11 protein-coding genes are annotated in these 17,293 nt (G+C 73.4%); 8 read left to right on the top strand and 3 right to left on the bottom strand.

Annotated elements, in window-relative coordinates; all coding sequences use genetic code 11:
* Positions 1-71 precede the first annotated feature (71 nt).
* The 5 genes from FR742_RS43990 (at position 72) to FR742_RS44010 (ending at position 7,709) form a co-directional block, all read left to right on the top strand.
* Positions 72-1,190 (top strand): glycosyltransferase family 1 protein, encoded by a 1,119-nt coding sequence (locus FR742_RS43990; protein WP_148037076.1) that lies wholly within the window; start codon positions 72-74, stop codon positions 1,188-1,190.
* Between the two features lie 20 nt (positions 1,191-1,210).
* Complete coding sequence (locus FR742_RS43995; RefSeq protein WP_148037077.1) at positions 1,211-2,305, top strand: sugar phosphate nucleotidyltransferase; 1,095 nt, start codon at positions 1,211-1,213, stop codon at positions 2,303-2,305.
* Positions 2,306-2,363: 58 nt separating this feature from the next.
* Positions 2,364-3,260 (top strand): DNA-3-methyladenine glycosylase, encoded by an 897-nt coding sequence (locus tag FR742_RS44000; protein ID WP_148037078.1) that lies wholly within the window; start codon positions 2,364-2,366, stop codon positions 3,258-3,260.
* A gap of 59 nt (positions 3,261-3,319) precedes the next feature.
* Positions 3,320-5,878, top strand: coding sequence for a bifunctional FO biosynthesis protein CofGH (locus FR742_RS44005; RefSeq protein WP_148037079.1), 2,559 nt, complete (start codon positions 3,320-3,322; stop codon positions 5,876-5,878).
* A gap of 82 nt (positions 5,879-5,960) precedes the next feature.
* Positions 5,961-7,709, top strand: a complete 1,749-nt coding sequence (locus FR742_RS44010; RefSeq protein ID WP_261809091.1) for a substrate-binding and VWA domain-containing protein — start codon at positions 5,961-5,963, stop codon at positions 7,707-7,709.
* Positions 7,710-7,754: 45 nt separating this feature from the next.
* On the opposite strand, the gene FR742_RS44015 is transcribed toward FR742_RS44010, so the two are convergent.
* The 3 genes from FR742_RS44015 to cofD all read right to left on the bottom strand — a co-directional run bounded on the left by FR742_RS44015 (position 7,755) and on the right by cofD (position 10,842).
* Positions 7,755-8,489: a lytic polysaccharide monooxygenase gene (locus FR742_RS44015; RefSeq protein ID WP_148037080.1), complete on the bottom strand. Its 735-nt coding sequence runs from the start codon at positions 8,487-8,489 to the stop codon at positions 7,755-7,757.
* A 125-nt stretch (positions 8,490-8,614) separates the two neighbouring features.
* Entirely contained in the window at positions 8,615-9,907 is a 1,293-nt protein-coding gene (locus FR742_RS44020; protein WP_148037081.1) for a coenzyme F420-0:L-glutamate ligase, read from the bottom strand.
* Entirely contained in the window at positions 9,904-10,842 is a 939-nt protein-coding gene (cofD, locus tag FR742_RS44025; protein WP_148037082.1) for a 2-phospho-L-lactate transferase, read from the bottom strand. The genes FR742_RS44020 and cofD overlap by 4 nt, the downstream gene beginning before the upstream one ends.
* 159 nt (positions 10,843-11,001) lie before the next feature.
* Between cofD and FR742_RS44030 the strand changes: the two genes are divergently transcribed.
* The 3 genes from FR742_RS44030 (at position 11,002) to FR742_RS46330 (ending at position 17,250) form a co-directional block, all read left to right on the top strand.
* On the top strand, positions 11,002-13,155 hold the full coding sequence (locus tag FR742_RS44030) for a hypothetical protein (RefSeq protein WP_148037083.1): 2,154 nt from the start codon (positions 11,002-11,004) through the stop codon (positions 13,153-13,155).
* Positions 13,156-13,473: 318 nt separating this feature from the next.
* Positions 13,474-13,734: a WhiB family transcriptional regulator gene (locus FR742_RS44035; RefSeq protein ID WP_185088496.1), complete on the top strand. Its 261-nt coding sequence runs from the start codon at positions 13,474-13,476 to the stop codon at positions 13,732-13,734.
* Between the two features lie 114 nt (positions 13,735-13,848).
* On the top strand, positions 13,849-17,250 hold the full coding sequence (locus tag FR742_RS46330; RefSeq protein ID WP_261809092.1) for a glycosyltransferase family 2 protein: 3,402 nt from the start codon (positions 13,849-13,851) through the stop codon (positions 17,248-17,250).
* The last annotated feature ends 43 nt before the right edge of the window (positions 17,251-17,293 follow it).

Genomic DNA, 17,293 nt, shown 5'->3' on the forward strand with positions numbered 1-17,293 from the left:
GCTGGTCATAAGGTGGAAGAAGAGGGGGGCCGCCGGGTCCCACGTTGATCTTGAGGGGAGAAGATCACGTAATGCCTCGAGTGCTCGTCGACGCGGCGGCGGTTCCCGCCGACCGCGGCGCACTGATCAGATATGTCGACGGCTTGGTGGCGGCGCTCGACCGGGCGGGCGCCGACCTGGCGGTGGTCTGCCAGCGGGCCGACGCCGCCCGCTACAGACGCCTCGCCCCGTCCGCGCGCGTCCTCCCCGGTCCCGTCTCGATCACGAATCGCGCGGCCAGGCTCACCTGGGAGCAGACCGGACTGCCGCTGCTCGCCCGCCAGGCCGGGGCCGACGTGATCCACGCCCCCTACTACTCCATCCCGCTCCGCTCGGGCCTGCCGACCGTGGTGACGGTGCACGACGTCACCTGGTTCACCGAGCCCGAGCAGTACAGCCCGGCCAAGGCCTCGTTCTTCCGCTCCGCGACGCGTACCGCCGTGCGCCACGCCAACCGGGTGATCGTGCCGTCCAAGGCGACCAGGGACGAGCTCGTGCGCGTCCTCCACGCCGACCCGACCCGCATCGACGTCGCCTACCACGGGGTCGACCAGAGCCAGTTCCACCCGCCCTCCGAGGAGGAGACCAGGCGGGCGGCCAGCCGGTGCGGGCTGCACGGGCAGCCGTACGTCGCGTTCCTGGGCGCGCTGGAGCCGCGCAAGAACGTGCCCAACCTGATCCGCGGCTTCGCCACGGCGGTCAAGGACCTGGAGACGCCGCCGGCCCTGGTGCTCGGCGGCGGCGTGCACGAGGACGACGTCGACGCGGCGTGCCGCGAGGTGGAGGCCACGGTCAAGGTGGTGCGGCCGGGCTTCCTGGGCGCCCCCGACCTGGCGGGGTTCCTCGGCGGCGCGCTCGTGGTGGCGTTCCCGTCGCGGGGCGAGGGGTTCGGGCTCCCGGTGCTGGAGGCGATGGCCTGCGGGGCCCCGGTGCTCACCACCCACCGCACGTCACTGCCGGAGGTCGGCGGCGACGCCGTCGCCTACACCGAGCCCGACGCCGGCAGCATCGCCGCGGGGCTCGCCGACCTGCTGGCCTCGCCCGAGAGGAGGCGGCGGCTCAGCGAGGCGGGGCTGCGGAGGGCACGCGAGTTCACCTGGGAAGCTTCGGCCGAGGCACACCTGTGCGCCTTCCAACGCGCGACGGAATAGTTCGGTAACCTCCCACAACTATGGAGAGCAGCTCTTTGCCAGACCTCGAGGCGATACTCCTGGTCGGAGGCCGTGGCACGCGCCTGCACCCGTTGACTCTCGGCACGCCGAAGCCGCTGCTGCCGACCGCGGGGGTGCCGTTCCTGGCCCACCAGCTGGCGCGCGCCCGCGCGTTCGGGGTGCGCCGGATCGTCTTCGCGACGTCTTACAAGGCGGCGATGTTCGAGCCGGTCTTCGGCGACGGGTCGGCGCTGGGGCTCTCCCTGGAGTACATGACGGAGGAGACCCCGCTCGGCACCGGCGGCGCGATCCGCAACGCGGCCCAGGCGCTCGGCTCGGGGCCGTCCGATCCGGTCCTGGTGCTCAACGGCGACATCCTGTCGGGTCACGACATCGGCGAGCAGGTGCGCCTCCACCTGGCGCGCCAGGCCGCTGTAACGCTCCATTTGACCGAGGTGGAAGATCCGGCCCGGTTCGGTTGCGTGCCCACCGACGACGAGGGACGGGTGACGGCGTTCCTGGAGAAGACGCCCAACCCGGTGACCAACCGGATCAACGCCGGCTGTTACGTGTTCACCCGGTCGGTCATCGACGAGATCCCGCGTGACGAGGTGGTGTCGGTGGAGCGCGAGACGTTCCCCGCCCTGATCGAGTCGGGGCGGCCCGTGCTCGGTTACGCCACCCGCACCTACTGGCTGGACGTCGGCACGCCGGCCGCGTTCGTGCAGGGCTCGCGTGACCTGGTGCTCGGCCGGCTGGAGTCGCCCGCGATGCCGGGGGCCACGGGCGAGTTCCTGGCGCTGCCGGGCTCGTCGGTGTCCCCGGAGGCCAAGGTGCAGGGCGGCACGTCCGTCTGCGAAGGCGCGGTGGTCGGCGCGGGCGCCACGGTGACCGGCTCGGTGCTGTGCGAGGAGTCCGTGGTGGAGCCCGGCGCCGTCGTCACCGACTCGGTCCTGGGCCGGGGCGCGCGGGTGCGCGGCGGCGCGGTGGTCCGCGACGCGGTGATCGGCGACGGCGCCGTCGTGGGGCCGGGCAACGAGCTGCTGGCCGGGGTGCGCGTCTGGCCCGGGGTGGAGCTGCCGGAGCGCGCGATCCGCTACTCCAGCGACGAGTGACCGGCCGTGCGCCTTCGTGCTGGTGCGCTGAGCTGCGGGGGCACGGCAGACTGGACGGGTGAGGGAGCGTAGCTGGGTTCCGGACGGGCCGCTGGACGTGGGCCTGGCGCTGGCGCCGCACAAGCGGGGCGGCGGTGACCCGGCCTGGCGGCAGACGCCCGACGGCGCGATCTGGCGCACCTGCCGCACCCCCGCCGGGATCGCCACGCTGCGGGTGTCGGTGGCGGGCGGGCAGGTGCGCGGGCAGGCCTGGGGGCCGGGGGCCGAGTGGATGCTCGACGGGTTGCCGGCGCTGCTCGGCGCCGACGACGACGTCTCCGGGTTCGAGGCCAGGCACGAGATCCTGCGCGAGGCGGTGCGCAGGCACGCGGGGTTGCGGATCGGCAGGACGGGCCGGGTCATGGAGGCCCTGGTGCCCGCGGTGCTGGAGCAGAAGGTCGTCGGCCAGGAGGCCTGGCGGGCGTGGCGGTGGCTGCTGGGTCGCTACGGCGAGCCCGCGCCGGGGCCGGCCCCGGAGGGCATGCGGGTGGCGCCGGAGCCGTCGGTGTGGCGCGAGATCCCGGCCTGGCACTGGCACCGGTCGGGCGCGGAGACCGTGCGCGCGAAGACGATCGCGACCGCCGCCTGGCACGCCGCCAAGCTGGAGGCGGCGGCCACCAGCGATGAGCTCGACCGGCTGCTGCGGGCGCTGCCGGGCATCGGGGTGTGGACGTCGGCGGAGGTGCGCCAGCGGGTCTTCGGCGACCCCGACGCGATCAGCGTCGGCGACTTCCACCTCGCCAAGATCGTGGGGTACGCGCTGACGGGGGAGAAGACCGACGACCCGGGCATGCTGCGCCTGCTGGAGCCGTATCTCGGCCATCGCCACCGGGCCGGTCTGTTCATCACGCTGACCGGCCGCCGCCCGCCGGCCCGCGGCCCCCGGATGGCCGCCAGGGACTACCGGTCGTTCTGACCGCGGTTCTGCGGTACCGGGCGTCCGCTTTGCGAAGTTCCTCTGAGTAAGGTCTGCCTATGACCGTTGTCAGTGATTCGGCCCTTCGCCGCGCTCTCGCCCGCGCCCGTGACGGCAAGACGCTCGACCTCACCGAGGCCGTCGTGCTGCTGCACGCGCGGGGTGAGCATCTCGACGCCCTGCTCGGGCACGCCTCCCGGGTACGGGACGCGGGCCTGGAGGCCGTCGGCCGTGCCGGGACTATCACCTACAGCCGTAAGGTGTTCATCCCCCTGACCAGGTTGTGCCGGGATCGCTGCGGCTACTGCACGTTCGCCACCGCCCCGCACAAGCTGCCGTCGCCGTTCCTGTCCCCCGACGAGGTGCTGGAGATCGCCCGGCAGGGCGCCGCGCTGGGTTGCAAGGAGGCGCTGTTCACGCTGGGCGACCGGCCGGAGGACCGCTGGCACCAGGCCCGCGAGTGGCTCGACGCGCACGGCTACGACGACACGCTCTCGTACGTGCGCGCGATGGCGATCAGGGTGCTGGAGGAGACCGGGCTGCTGCCGCACCTCAACCCGGGCGTGCTGAGCTGGCGTGACCTGCAGCGGCTCAAGCCGGTGTCCCCGTCCATGGGCATGATGCTGGAGACCACGTCGCGGCGCCTGTTCGAGGAGAAGGGGCAGCCCCACTACGGGTCGCCGGACAAGGACCCGGCGGTGCGGCTGCGGGTGCTGGAGGACGCGGGGCGCAGCAACGTGCCGTTCACCACCGGCATCCTCATCGGCATCGGGGAGACGATCGAGGACCGGGCCGAGTCGATCTTCGCGATCCGCCGGGTGGCCCGCGAGTACGGCGGCGTCCAGGAGGTCATCGTGCAGAACTTCCGCGCCAAGCCGGACACGGCGATGCGCGGGCTGCCGGACGCCGACCTGGAGGAGCTGGCCGCCACCATCGCCGTGACCCGGCTCGTGCTCGGGCCGAAGGCACGCGTCCAGGCGCCGCCGAACCTGGTCGACGCCGAGTACGCGCTCATGATCCGGGCCGGGATCGACGACTGGGGCGGCGTGTCGCCGCTGACCCCGGACCACGTGAACCCGGAGCGGCCGTGGCCGCAGATCGACGAGCTGGCGTCCCGTACCGCCGAGTCCGGGTTCCGGCTCAGGGAGAGGCTGACGATCTATCCCGAGTACGTCCAGGCGGGCGAGCCGTGGCTGGACCCGCGGCTGGCGGCGCACGTGGCCGCGCTGGCGGAGCCGGAGACCGGGCTGGCCAGGGAGGGCGCGATCCCCGAGGGACTGCCCTGGCAGGAGCCCGACGGCGGGTTCGCCCCCGGCGGGCGGGTGGACCTGCACGTCGAGGTCGACACCACGGGCCGCACCCACGACCGGCGGGACGACTTCGACCACGTGTACGGCGACTGGGAGGCCCTGCGCGACCGCCTCCCCGCCGCGACCGGCGGCGGCGGGACGCCCGCCGAGATCAGGAAGGCGCTGGGCAGGGCCGCGAGCGACCCCGCCGGGCTCACCGACGACGAGGCCGTGGCGCTGCTGTCGGCCGACGGCGAGGCGCTGGAGGAGCTGGCCGGGATCGCCGACGCGCTCCGCCGGGAAGCGGCCGGCGACGACGTGACGTACGTGGTCAACAGGAACATCAACTTCACCAACGTCTGCTACACCGGCTGCCGGTTCTGCGCCTTCGCCCAGCGCAGGACGGACGCCGACGCGTACACGCTCAGCCTGGAGCAGGTGGCCGACCGGGCGGAGGAGGGCTGGCAGGCGGGCGCCACCGAGGTGTGCATGCAGGGCGGCATCCACCCCGACCTGCCCGGCACCGCGTACTTCGACATCGCCAGGGCGGTCAAGGCGCGCACGCCGGACATGCACGTGCACGCCTTCTCGCCGATGGAAGTGATCAACGGCGCCAGCCGGGCGAACCTGTCCGTCGAGGAGTGGCTGCACGGCGCCCGCGAGGCCGGGGTCGACTCGCTGCCCGGGACCGCCGCCGAGATCCTCGACGACGACGTGCGCTGGGTGCTCACCAAGGGCAAGCTGCCCGCCGCCGAGTGGATCGACGTCGTCACGACGGCCCACCGGGTCGGCATCCCGACCACCGCCACGATGATGTACGGGCACGTGGACAACCACCTGCACTGGGTGCGGCACATCAAGCTGATCAGGCGGCTGCAGGAGGAGACCGGCGGCTTCTCCGAGTTCGTGCTGCTGCCGTTCGTGCACACCAGCGCGCCCATCTACCTGGCGGGCGTGGCCAGGCCCGGCCCCACCGCGCAGGAGAACCGCGCCGTGCACGCGCTGGCCAGGATCCTGCTGCACGGCGCGATCCGCAACATCCAGTGCTCCTGGGTCAAGCTCAGGGACGACCTGTGCCGCCAGGTGCTCCAGGGCGGCGTGAACGACCTGGGCGGCACCCTCATGGAGGAGACCATCAGCCGGATGGCCGGGTCGGAGAACGGCTCGTACAAGACCATCAGCGAGCTGCGGGCCATGGTGGAGGTGACCGGGCGGCCGGTCCGCCAGCGCACGACCGAGTACGGCGTGCCGAACGCGGAGCGGCTGGCCGCCGCCGCGGCCAGCGACGGCGTGTGCCAGAGCGTGCGCAGGGTGCTGCCACTGGCGTAGATATAACCAGTTCTAGTTAGACTGGCGTCCGCTCTGGGAGGCACTGGGAACATCGGCACCCCCTTCGGAGAGAGGTTTCACCGTGCGTTTGGGCCGACACCGCGCCGCGCTGTCCCCCCAGCAGAGGCGGAGCCGGGCGCTGTGGCGCGGCGTGCTGGCGGGTACGACCGTGGTGGCCGTGCTCGCGGCGGCGATCGTCCTGGTGTTCGGCGGCGGCGCGGCCGTGTGCGCCACGCGAGAGCCTGTTCTGGTCGACGTGGCGGCCGCGGTGGACGTGGCCCCCGCCGTCATGGAGGCGGCCGGGCGGTTCAACGAGACCAGGACCACGGCCGGCGGCCGGTGCGTGCTCGTCCAGGTGACCGAGCAGCCCCCGGCCACGGTCTTACGCACGCTCATCGGCGACAAGGTGGGCGTGCTGCGCGAGCGGCCGGACGGGTGGGTGGCCGACTCGTCCGCCTGGATCCGGCTCGCTCGTGACCAGGGGGCCGGCGCGCTGCCGGGCGGCGAGACCGTGGTGGCCACCTCGCCGCTGGTGTTCGCCACCCGCTCGTCGCTGGCCGAGCGGTTCGCCATCGGCAAGACGGAGATGAACTGGCGGATGGTGTTCCCGGCCACCGCCAGGGGCCGGCTCGCACCTACGGAGAACGAGCCCGACGTCGTCCGCGTGCCCGACCCGTCGCTGGCGGGCGCAGGCATCGCCACCGTCGCCGCCGCCCGCGACGTCGTCGGTACGGGCCCGGAGGCGGACAAGGCGCTGACGGCGTTCGTCCGGTGGGCGCAGGCCGGTTCGGCGCCCGACTACCGGAGCATGCTGACCGCCGTGGACGACCGCACGTTCTGGCAGCGGCCGGTCGTCATCGTGCCCGAGCAGTCGGTGTGGCACCACAACCGCGCCCCATCGGACGACCCGGTGGTCGCGCTGCACCCGCGCGAGGGCACGATCACGCTCGACTACCCGTACGTGGTGACCGCCACCGACCCGGCCGTGGCCGAGGCGTCCAAGGCGTTCGCCGGTTGGCTGGCGGACGCCGAGGCGCAGGAGATCGTGCGCCGGGCGGGTTTCCGGTCGGGGGACGGCGCGCACGGGCCGATCTCGCCGGGCTCGGAAAGCCCGCCGGCGACGCCGAAGGTGCGCCCGTCGGTGTCGCCCGAGGACATCGACGAGGCGCTGCGGGCGTGGAGCAGGCTCGCCCCGCCGACCAACATCCTCGTGCTGACCGACACCTCCAGGCACATGGCGGAGAAGCTGAAGGGCGCCACCAAGTCCGAGGTCGCGCTGGAGGCGGCCAGGATCGGGCTCCAGCTCTTCCCCGAGTCCACGCACATGGGACTGTGGGAGTTCGCGCACCGGGCCGGCGGCCTGCACGGCTACCGCGAGCGGGTCGGCCTGGGGCCGATCAACGAGCCGGAGTCCGGCCAGCTCGTCCGGCGCGGCGAGCTGAACCGGCTGACCACCACGATGAAGGCCGACCCGGACCGCGACAGCTCGCTCTACGACGCGATACTCGGCGGCTTCCGCGAGGTCGGCGGCGAGTACCGCGAGGAGATGAACAACACGCTCCTGGTGATCACCGCCGGGAAGGACGACGGCCGCGGCGTCAAGCGGCAGGCCCTGCTGGATCGGCTGCGCGGGGAGTGGAAGCCGGACCGGCCGGTGCAGATCATCGTCATCGCCTTCGGCGACGACGTGGACCGCGACGGCCTGACGGCCATCACCGCCGCCACCAACGGCTCGCTGCACGTGGCCCAGCAGCCCGGCGAGATCATCGACGTGTTCCTCGCCGCTCTGGCCCGCCGCCTCTGCCACCCCACCTGCAAGCCGGGGGCGTGAAGAAGGGGGCGCCGTGCGGGGCGCCCCCTTCGGCTCAGGGGATCGTCAGACGCGCTGCCAGAGTGCGGGCACGTTCGGCGGCTCCCAGCCGGTGAGGGCGGTGTGCGCCTGGATGCAGCGGTAGGTGGCGCCGCCGTAGGTCACGGTGGAGCCGACCGCGTACGCGGTGCCGGCCTTCCAGGTGCCGCCCGGGTTCGAGGTGGGCGTCGGGGTCGGGGTCGGAGTGGTGGGCGTGGGGGTGGGTGTCGGAGTCGGGGTGGGGTTGCCGCCGCCGCCGATCTGCAGGTCGATGCAGGCGTAGAAGGCCATGGGGGTGTCGGCGATGTTCCAGATGGCCAGCACCTTCTGCTTGCCGCTGTAGCCCGACAGGTTCACGGTGTGGTTGACCTGGGCGGCGGGCTGCCGGCCGCCGTCGTTGAACACGGCGACGCGGTTGGCGCCGATGTAGTACTCCCAGGTGCTGGTGGCGTGGCGGGCGGTCAGCGTCCAGTTGAAGTTGACCGTGGTGCCGACCGAGGTGACGGGCCAGCTTTTGCTCTCGTCGCTGAGCTGGGCGAACCGGGCCACGCCGCCGTGGCAGTTGCGCTGGCCCTTCTGGCCTTCCACGCTCTGCGGCTCGTAGATGATGTCGCCGCAGCCGGAGACCCGGCCCTGCGCGCAGTGGGCCTGCCGGCTGGGCGGCGCGTTCACGTACCCGTGGGCCAGGGCGGGGGCGGCGGAGACGACCGTGGTGGCGGAGGCGAGCGCCGCCACCGACAGTACCGTGAGCATCCTTCGCATCGAGTGGCTCCTTTACCTTGGGGGGTGCGCCCAATGTAAAGGAAAGTTTCCTAACAGTGAACCGATTCGTGACTATTCATGAGAAAGCCAGTCAGTGAGAGATACGTGACCCCTGCCGCCCCGGATCAACGCGTCACCGTGAAGTCCGCGGCGTCGCGGGGCGCCCGGTCGCGCGGGGGAGCGGCGGCGTGGCCCACCGCGACGCACCCCATCGGGTCCCACGCCTCCGGCAGGTCGAGCACCTCACGCACCACCGGGCGGCAGAACATGGTCGACGACACCCACGCCGAGCCCAGCCCTTCGACGGCGAGCTGGACCAGGAAGTTCTGCACCCCCGCGCCCGTCGCCACCACGAACATCTCCCGCTCCGCCGCGTTGCGCCGCTCGTCGCGGTACGTGTGCGAGCCCTCCATCACCAGGCACGGGACCACCAGGTAGGGCGCGTCGCGCAGCACGTCGCCGCGCCTGATCCGCTTGGCGATCGACTCCTCGGTGAACCCGTCGCCGCGCAGGTCGGCGATCCACGCCTCCCGCATGGCGTCGAGCAGCCGCACCCGGGTCTCCGCCGACTCCACCAGCACGAACCGCCACGGCGTCGTGTGGTGCGGCGCGGGCGCGGCGATGCCCGCCGCCACGGCCCGCCGCACCGCCTGCGGATCCACCGGCCGGTCGGCGAACGCCCTGATCGTCCGGCGGGCGAAGACCACGTCGCGCGACCCGTACCGGAACATGTCCTCGTCGGCGGGACGCACCAGCGGCCGGACCCCTGGGCCGTCCTCCTCGGTCACCAGGTGCGACAGCCCGCGCACGATCGCCACGGGGACCCTGTCGAGCTTGCCCTTGACCAGCTCGGCCGCGGCGGCGATCTCGTCGGCCAGGGCCGTCACGGTGGCGCTGAGCGGGTTGCCGTGGGTGTCGGCGCCGCCGCGGAAGTCGGCCAGCGGGAGCATCCCGGCCACGCCGATGGCCACGTCGGTCAGCCCGTTCCGCCACGGCCGGCCGAACGTGTCGGAGACGATCACTCCGACGCGGCGGCCCAGACCGGCCCTGATCCGGCGCGCCGAGGCGTCGGGATCCTCGGGGAGCAGCAGGACGGTGCCGGCGGCGGTGTTGGACGCGTCGACCCCGGCGGCGGCCATGACGAAGCCGTGGCGGGTCTGCGAGATCACCGTGTCGCCGCGCCTGGCGACCACCCGGACGGTCTCGTCCTCGATGGCCTTGGCCCTGTCGGGGGCCTCGCGGACGCGGCCCTCCGCCTTGCTCACGATCTTGGACGTGACGACGACGATGTCGCCGTCACGCACGTCCGCGTCCGCCAGCAGGGCGGCCAGGTCGTCTCCGGGGCGCACCTCGCCGAGGCCGGGCACGCCGAACACCTCCAGCCGCTCGGCCGCGGAGAGGGTGGGGTCAGCGGTCATCGGGAGAGCTCCTGCGCGAGGTCGAGGGCGGCGCGGGCGATGGCGGCCGCCGCGTCCTGGTCGGTCATGAGAAGGGGACGGGCCGCCACCCGGACGCCTTCCAGCGCCACCCCGGAGTCCTCGGGCGCCACCAGCCAGCCGTCGACCAGCTCGGCGCCGTACAGCTCCAGCACCGCCTGGGCGCTGGTCTCCACCCCGATCGCCGTCAGGCAGGCGTCGGCCATGCCGCGCACCGGGGCGCCGCCGATGATGGGCGAGACGCCCACCACGGTCTTCGCCAGCAGCGCCTCGCGGATGCCCGGGACCTGGAGGATCGTCCCGATGCTGACCACCGGGTTGGACGGCGGCAGGATCACCAGGTCGGCCTCGGCGATGGCCTCCAGCACGCCCGGCGCGGGCTTGGCGGCGTCGACGCCGACCAGCGCGAACGACTCCGCCGGGACCGAGGCGCGCAGCCGGACCCACCACTCCTGGAAGTGGACGGCGCGCCTGCCCCGCTCGTCGGAGATGACCACGTGCGTCTCGCACCGGTCGTCGGTCATCGGCAGCAGCCGCACCCCCGGCTGCCAGCGGGTGCAGAGGGCCTGGGTGATCTGGGAGAGCGGGAAGCCGGCCTCCAGCATCTGGGAGCGCACGATGTGGGTGGCGAAGTCGCGGTCGCCCAGCCCGAACCACTGCGGTTCGACCCCGTACGCGGCCAGCTCCTCCTTGACCACGTGGGTCTCGTCCAGGCGGCCCCAGCCCTGTTCCTCGTTGATGCCGCCGCCCAGGGTGTACATGACGGTGTCGAGATCGGGGCAGACCCGCAGGCCGAACAGGGTGATGTCGTCACCGGTGTTGCCGATCACAGTGATCTGGTCGTCCGGGGCGGTGGCGCGCAGCCCGCGCAGGAAACGGGCGCCGCCGATGCCGCCGGCGAGGGACACGATGTGCATGCGGTCAGTCTTGCATCGTGCCCTTTTGTCCCTTCCCCTGAGCCGGGGCAAGCGGGAGGAAAGGCGCGCATTGAGACCAACGCGCGACCTGTGATCGAAGCGGTCTTTGCCACGATATGGCAAACTCCCTTCGGGCTAAAGGGTCTGATGGGGGTAGTTGTGAACAAGCTTGACGTCGCCCGGTTGAGAGAGCCGGCCGCCTGGATCATGCTGGCCGCCGGCGGTCTGGACATCCTGGTCACGCTCGGCCGGATCTTCATCGGCTCGTCCGATAGCTTCACGATCACCGAGCGCGCCGCCACGTACTTCGGGGGCCTGACCAGCCCCGTGGTGACCGCGCTGCTGCTCGGCGCGGTGCTGCTGCTCACCAAGGTCGGCCCGCCCTCGCCCAAGGCCAAGATCGCGGCGTACGGCGCCGCGGCGTTCCTGGGGCTGGCCACCCTGTTCGGCGCGCTGTCGCTGCTGCTGGGGCTGTTCGCGGACCGGGGCGCGCGCTCCACCGTGGAGTTCGTGCTCGGCGGCGCGCCCCAGCTCGCGCTGACCGTCATCGCGCTGGTCTACCTGCTGCCCCAGGTCCTGCCCGAGCGCAAGCCCACCGGCTACCCGCAGGGCTTCCCGCCGGGGTACGGCCCGCAGGGCTTCGGCCAGCAGGGGTACGGGCAGCAGCCCGACTTCGGCCAGCAGCAGGGGTACGGCCAGCAGCCTCCGTCCCAGGGCCAGCCGATGCCGGGCTACGGCCAGCAGCCGCCTTCGCAGGGCCAGCCGATGCCGGGGTTCGCCCAGCAGCCGCCGCCCCAGGAGTACGCCCCCCAGCCGCCGTCCCAGGAATACGCTCCCCAGCCTCCGTCGCAGGAGTACGCCCCGCAGCCTCCGTCCCAGGGCGTTCCCGGATTCGCGCAGCAGGGGCAGGAGGCCTACCAGCCGCAGCCCCCGTCCCAGCAGCCGAGGGCCGCGCTCCCGGCCGCCCCCGCGGACCGCGACCAGAACCACGAGCCGGCCTTCCCCCAACAGGCCCCGGCCCAGGACCAGTACGCCGCGCCCGTCCAGGACGCCTACGCCCCGCCTGTCCAGGACCAGTACGCTCCGCCCGCTCAGGACGCCTACGCCCCGCCCGTCCAGGACCAGTACGCCCCGCCCGTCCAGGACCAGTACGCCGCGCCCGCCCAGGGTGCGTACGCGACTCCTCCCGCGCAGGAGTTCGCCCCGCCCGCGCAGGAGTTCGCCCCGCCCGCGCAGGAGTTCGCCCCGCCCGCGCAGGACCAGTACGCCCCGCCCTCTCAGGGCGCGTACGCGACTCCGCCCGTCCAGGACCAGTACGCGCCGCCCGCGCAGACGCCGGACCAGTTCGCGCCGCAGGCCCAGGACCCGTACGCGGCGCCGCCCGCGCAGTCGCAGGAGCAGTACGTGCCGCCCGGCCAGGGACAGGACCCGTACGCCACGCCCGCCCACGCCCAGGACCCCTACGCCCCCCAGGCCCAGCAGGCCGCGTACACCTCCGGTGAGACCTCGCCGGACGCCGGGTTCAAGCCCCAGGAGTACCAGCCCGCGCCGTACGTGCCCGCCGACAGCCTGCCCAACGCGTACCCGCCGCCCAACCCGTACGCCCCGGCCGAGAGCCAGCCCGACGTCTACGCCCAGCCGAACCCGTACGCCCCCGCCGACAGCCAGCCCAACGCGTACGCCCCGTACACGCCTCAGGCGGACAGCCAGCCCCAGGCGGGCCAGTCCGGCGGGTTCGGCCAGCCCTACTCCTCGGGCGAGACGGCGCCGAGCGTCCCCTACCCCCAGGCGGACCAGGCCCAGCAGCCCTACTACGACCAACCGCCGGCGTTCGACCAGCAGTCCCCGCCGCAGGGCGGCCAGCCGTTCACGGGGTACTCCGGCCACGAGTTCGGGTCCTCCCAGGAGCCCGACCCTCCCGTGGACCCGCGCTCGCAGCAGCTGCTCGACGCCTACCAGCAGGCGGAGACGTACCAGTCAGGCATCATCGGCACCCAGCCCGACCTGCGCGTGCCGGACTACACCAGCCAGCCGAACCCGTACGACGACCCGTTCGGCCACCCGCAGCAGCCGCCCCAGCAGCAGGCCCACCAGCCCCAGCCCCAGCACCAGGCGCCGCAGCAGGGCCAGCACCAGCCCGGCCAGCCGAACCCGTACGAGCCCCAGGCCTACCAGCCGACCCACCAGGCGCCCGCGGGCTGGAGCGGCGGTCAGCCGGCGGACTCGACGGTCAGGCTCGACCCGAACTCCTACCGCGGGGACGACCCGATCGACCCGACGGCGATATACACCCCCAACGAGCCCCGCAGGTAAGGGACTCGCAAAGGACTGCTAGAGAAGAGGTGGCTGAAGGGCGGAGCTCTATCCCGCCCTGATACGGTTCCGACCGCTGACAGCGTTGAACACGCCCGTCCACGCCGCATCAGAACGGCGCAATTCGGGCGCGAACCACACACGCGAGCTGGACCGGGGCGAGACCAGGTCTTTCCCCGGATACCGGCATGCCGCTTGACGTCACGTACAGCACACGCGTGTAATTACAACCATGTTGTTACGCCTTCCAGTGGGTGGGTAATAAGGAAGGCGTTCCATGGGGGGCTCCATTGCGGGCGGGCGGCAGGGAGGTGTGCAGTGACCGACTTGGTCATCGCACAAGATCAGCTTGACGCTGAAGAACTGGGCTGGCAGGAGCGCGCGCTCTGCGCGCAGACTGATCCGGAGGCGTTCTTCCCGGAAAAGGGCGGCTCCACCAGAGAAGCCAAGAAGGTGTGCCGATCGTGCGAGGTTCGTGCCGAGTGCTTGGAATACGCACTTGAGCACGACGAGCGCTTCGGCATCTGGGGTGGGTTGTCCGAGCGGGAGCGCAGAAGGATCAAGCGCGAGGCCGTTTAGCGATATGCGGACGGAGGGGTCACACGGGAGTTCCCGTGTGGCCCCTTTTTCATGTGGATGACCCGGTTCGGCCTGTAGGGTAAGCGCCGCCGATCATCCGCCCCTTGGAGCCTGATGTCCCGTCCCTACGTCACCGTGGTCGTCGTCTCCCACGACGGGGCCCGCTGGCTCGGGGAGACCCTGCGTGGCCTGCTGGGCCAGAGCCGGCGCCCGGACCGCGTGGTCGGTGTCGACAACGGCAGCCGCGACGGCTCGGCCGACCTGCTGACGGAGGCGCTCGGCCCCGGCAACGTGCGCAGGCTGCCCCGGTCCACGGGCTTCGGCGAGGCCGTGGCCGAGGCGCTGAGCGACCTGCCCGCCGTCGAGGACGAGTGGGTCTGGCTGCTGCACGACGACTGCGCCCCCGACTGGCGGGCTCTGGAGGCGCTGCTGTACGCCGCCGGCCAGGACCGCAAGGCCGCCGTGCTGGGTCCGAAGCTGCGCGACTGGCTGGACCGGCGGCGGCTGCTGGAGATCGGCGTGACCGTCGGGCTCACCGGCCGCAGGGACACCGGCCTGGAGCCGCACGAGTTCGACCAGGGGCAGCACGACGGCACCCGCGAGGCGCTGTCGGTGTCCACCGCCGGGATGCTGATCCGCCGCGACGTGTGGGAGGCGGCCGGCGGGCTCGACCCGTTCTTCCCGCTCTTCCGTGACGACCTCGACCTGTGCTGGCGGGTACGGAACGCGGGCCACCGCGTGCTGGCCGTCACCGACGCCGTCGCCTGGCACGCCGAGGCGGCGGCCCGCAGGCGGCGGCGCATCACGGTCAGCGGCGACCACCCGCGCCGCCTGGACCGGCGCAACGCGATCTTCGTCGTCATGGCGAACCTGCCGTTCCGCACCATGCTGTGGGCGCTGGTCAGGAACGTGCTCGGCTCGTTCGTACGGACGTCGCTGTTCCTGGTGGGCAAGCAGCCCGCGAACGCGCTGGACGAGCTGGTCGCCCTCGGGTCCATCCTCATCCACCCGCTGCGGCTGCTGCGGGCGCGGCGGGCCAGGCGGGCGGGGCGCAAGAAGGGGTACGCGCGAGTCCGGTTGCTGCTCACGCCCAGAGGGTCGGGGCTGCGGCGGCTGGTCGACATGGCGCGCGGCTTCCTGAGCGGCGACCGGCCGGTCGAGTCCGCCGGCCGGCACCACCACGCCGCCGCCCCCGGCAAGCCGGAGGACCCCGACGAGCTCCCGCCGGAGGACCGCGGCGCGGTCAAGCGCTTCCTCGGCCGGCCGGGGGTGCTGCTCGTGCTGGCGCTCAGCCTGGTCACGCTGGTGGCCTCGCGCTCCCTGCTGGGCGGAGACCGGCTCGGCGGCGGGGCGCTCGTCCCGGTGACCGGGAGCGCGGCCGACCTCTGGGCCTTCTACACCGGCGGCTCCGCCGGCTGGGCGCCGCCGTACGTGGCGGTGCTGGCGGCGCTGTCCCTGCCGGCGTTCGGGCAGACGGGTCCGGTGGTGTCGGCGCTGCTCCTCGGCGCGGTGCCCCTGGCCGGGGCGTCCGCGTACCTCGCCACCCGCCGCCTGACCACCCTCCCCGACCTCCCCCCATTCCTCCGCCGCTCAAACCACCCCCCAACCGGCCGCCCCCCGTTCCTCCGCCGCTCAAAACACCCCCCGTCCGACCGCCCCTCCTCGTCCGACCGCTCTCCGGCCGCGGACGGTCCTTCGGGCCGTGATCCCGTCTCCTCCTCGGGTCGCTCGGCGGTCGCGGATGCTTTCTCGGGTCGTGATTTCGCCTCGTCCTCGGGTCGCTCTCCGGCTGAGGACGGTTCTTCGGGTCCGGATTTTGCCTCGTTCTCCGGTCGTTCCCCGGTCGCGGACGGGTCTTCGGGTTTTGATCTCGCCTCGCCTTCCGACCGGGCTCTGGCCGCGAGTGCTTCTTCGCGCCGGGGCCTCTCCTCGACCCTTGACGTCACTTCGGCCGCTGGGCGTCCCTCGGGTACCGCCGAGCCGGGTAGGCGGCGGCGGGGTGGGCGACGTGGGGGCGCCGCCGTCGATACCGGGGCTGAGGGTCCGGCCACCGATTCCGCGGCTGGGCGGCGTGCTGGCCGGGCCGCCGCTTCCGGGGCGACCGGGCGTGCGGGCCAGGCCGCCGATTCCGCGGCCGGGTGGGGTGAAGGGGCGGTCACTCGTACCGGGGTGGCGGTTCGGGTGTGGGTCGCGGGCACGTACGCGTTGCTGCCTGTCGTGACCGGTGCGGTCGCGGCCGGGCGGCTGGGGACGGCGGTGGTGCATGTGCTGTTGCCCGCTTACGCGGTGCTCGGCGGGCACCTGCTGTTCGGGGACCCGCGCCGGTCGCGCCGCGCCGCCTGGGGGCTCGGTCTGCTGCTGGCCGTCGGGACCGCGTTCGTGCCGCTCGTCTACGTGCTGGTCGCCGTGCTGGGCGGGGCGGCGGCCTGGCTGCTGCGCGGGGCGCGGTCCGGCGTCCTGACCTCGGCGGGCATCGCGCTGGCCGTGCCGGTCGCCCTGCTGCTGCCGTGGCTGGTGGACCAGGCGCTGGACCCGGGCCGGCTCCTGCTGGAGGCCGGGCTGCACGGCCCGGCGCTGAGCGACGCCCGGCTCGGGCCGGAGTCCCTGCTGGCGCTCAACCCGGGCGGGCCCGGCGTGCCGCCGTTCTGGGTGACCGCCGGGCTGGTCGCCGCGGGGCTCGCCGCCCTGCTCGCCCGCAGACGGCGGCGGGCGGTGGCCGCCGGGTGGGCGGCCGCCCTGTTCGCGATGCTGGTGGCGGTCGTGATCGCCCGGATCACCGTGTCGGGCGCGACGGCCTGGCCAAGCGTGCCGCTGGCGCTGGCCGCCGCCGCGCTGATCGTGCTCACGGGCCTGAGCGCGCCGGGCCTCGCCGCGCTGGTTGCGGCAGGCGGGGTGCGCCGGATGGCGGCGGTGCTGGTGGCCGCCGTGGCGATCAGCACGCCGCTGCTCGCCGCCGGTCACTGGGTCGTCCAGGGGGTACGCGGGCCGCTCCGGTCGGACGTGCCCGACCCGACGCCCCCGCTGGCCGCGATCCACGCGCGGCCCGGAGAGCGGATCCTGCTCGTCAACGGTTCGGAGTTCACCTTGCTGCCCGGCCGGGCCCCGCTCCTCGGCGAGGCGGAACTGCCCGCCGACCCCGAGGCCCGCGCACGTGTCCGCACCGCCGCGGAAGGGCTCGTCGGCGGGCGCGGCGGCACGGACGCCGCCACGCTCGCCCAGCAGGGCGTGGCCATGGTCGCGATCGCCCCGCCGGTGCCGGCCGGACTGGCCGAGACGCTGGACTCGCAACCGTCGCTGCAGCGGATGAGCCTGTCCGAAGCGGGCGGGCTGTGGCGGGTGGCCGAGACGGTCACCCCCGTCCAGCCTCCGCCCGCGCACTTCCTGCACACCCCGTGGCTGTGGCTCCAGGGCGCGATGGTCCTCGCCGTACTGCTGCTGGCCGCACCCGGCCGCCGCGACCCCGCCACCGACCCCGAACCCTCCCAGCCGTCCCCGGCCCTGGCAGGCGCCCGATGAGAGCGCGCGTGGTGGGCCCCCGGTGGGTGGTCGGTCGGTCTCG

Origin of the sequence: Nonomuraea sp. C10, assembly GCF_008017515.1 — a bacterium.
Lineage (GTDB): Bacteria > Actinomycetota > Actinomycetes > Streptosporangiales > Streptosporangiaceae > Nonomuraea > Nonomuraea ferruginea.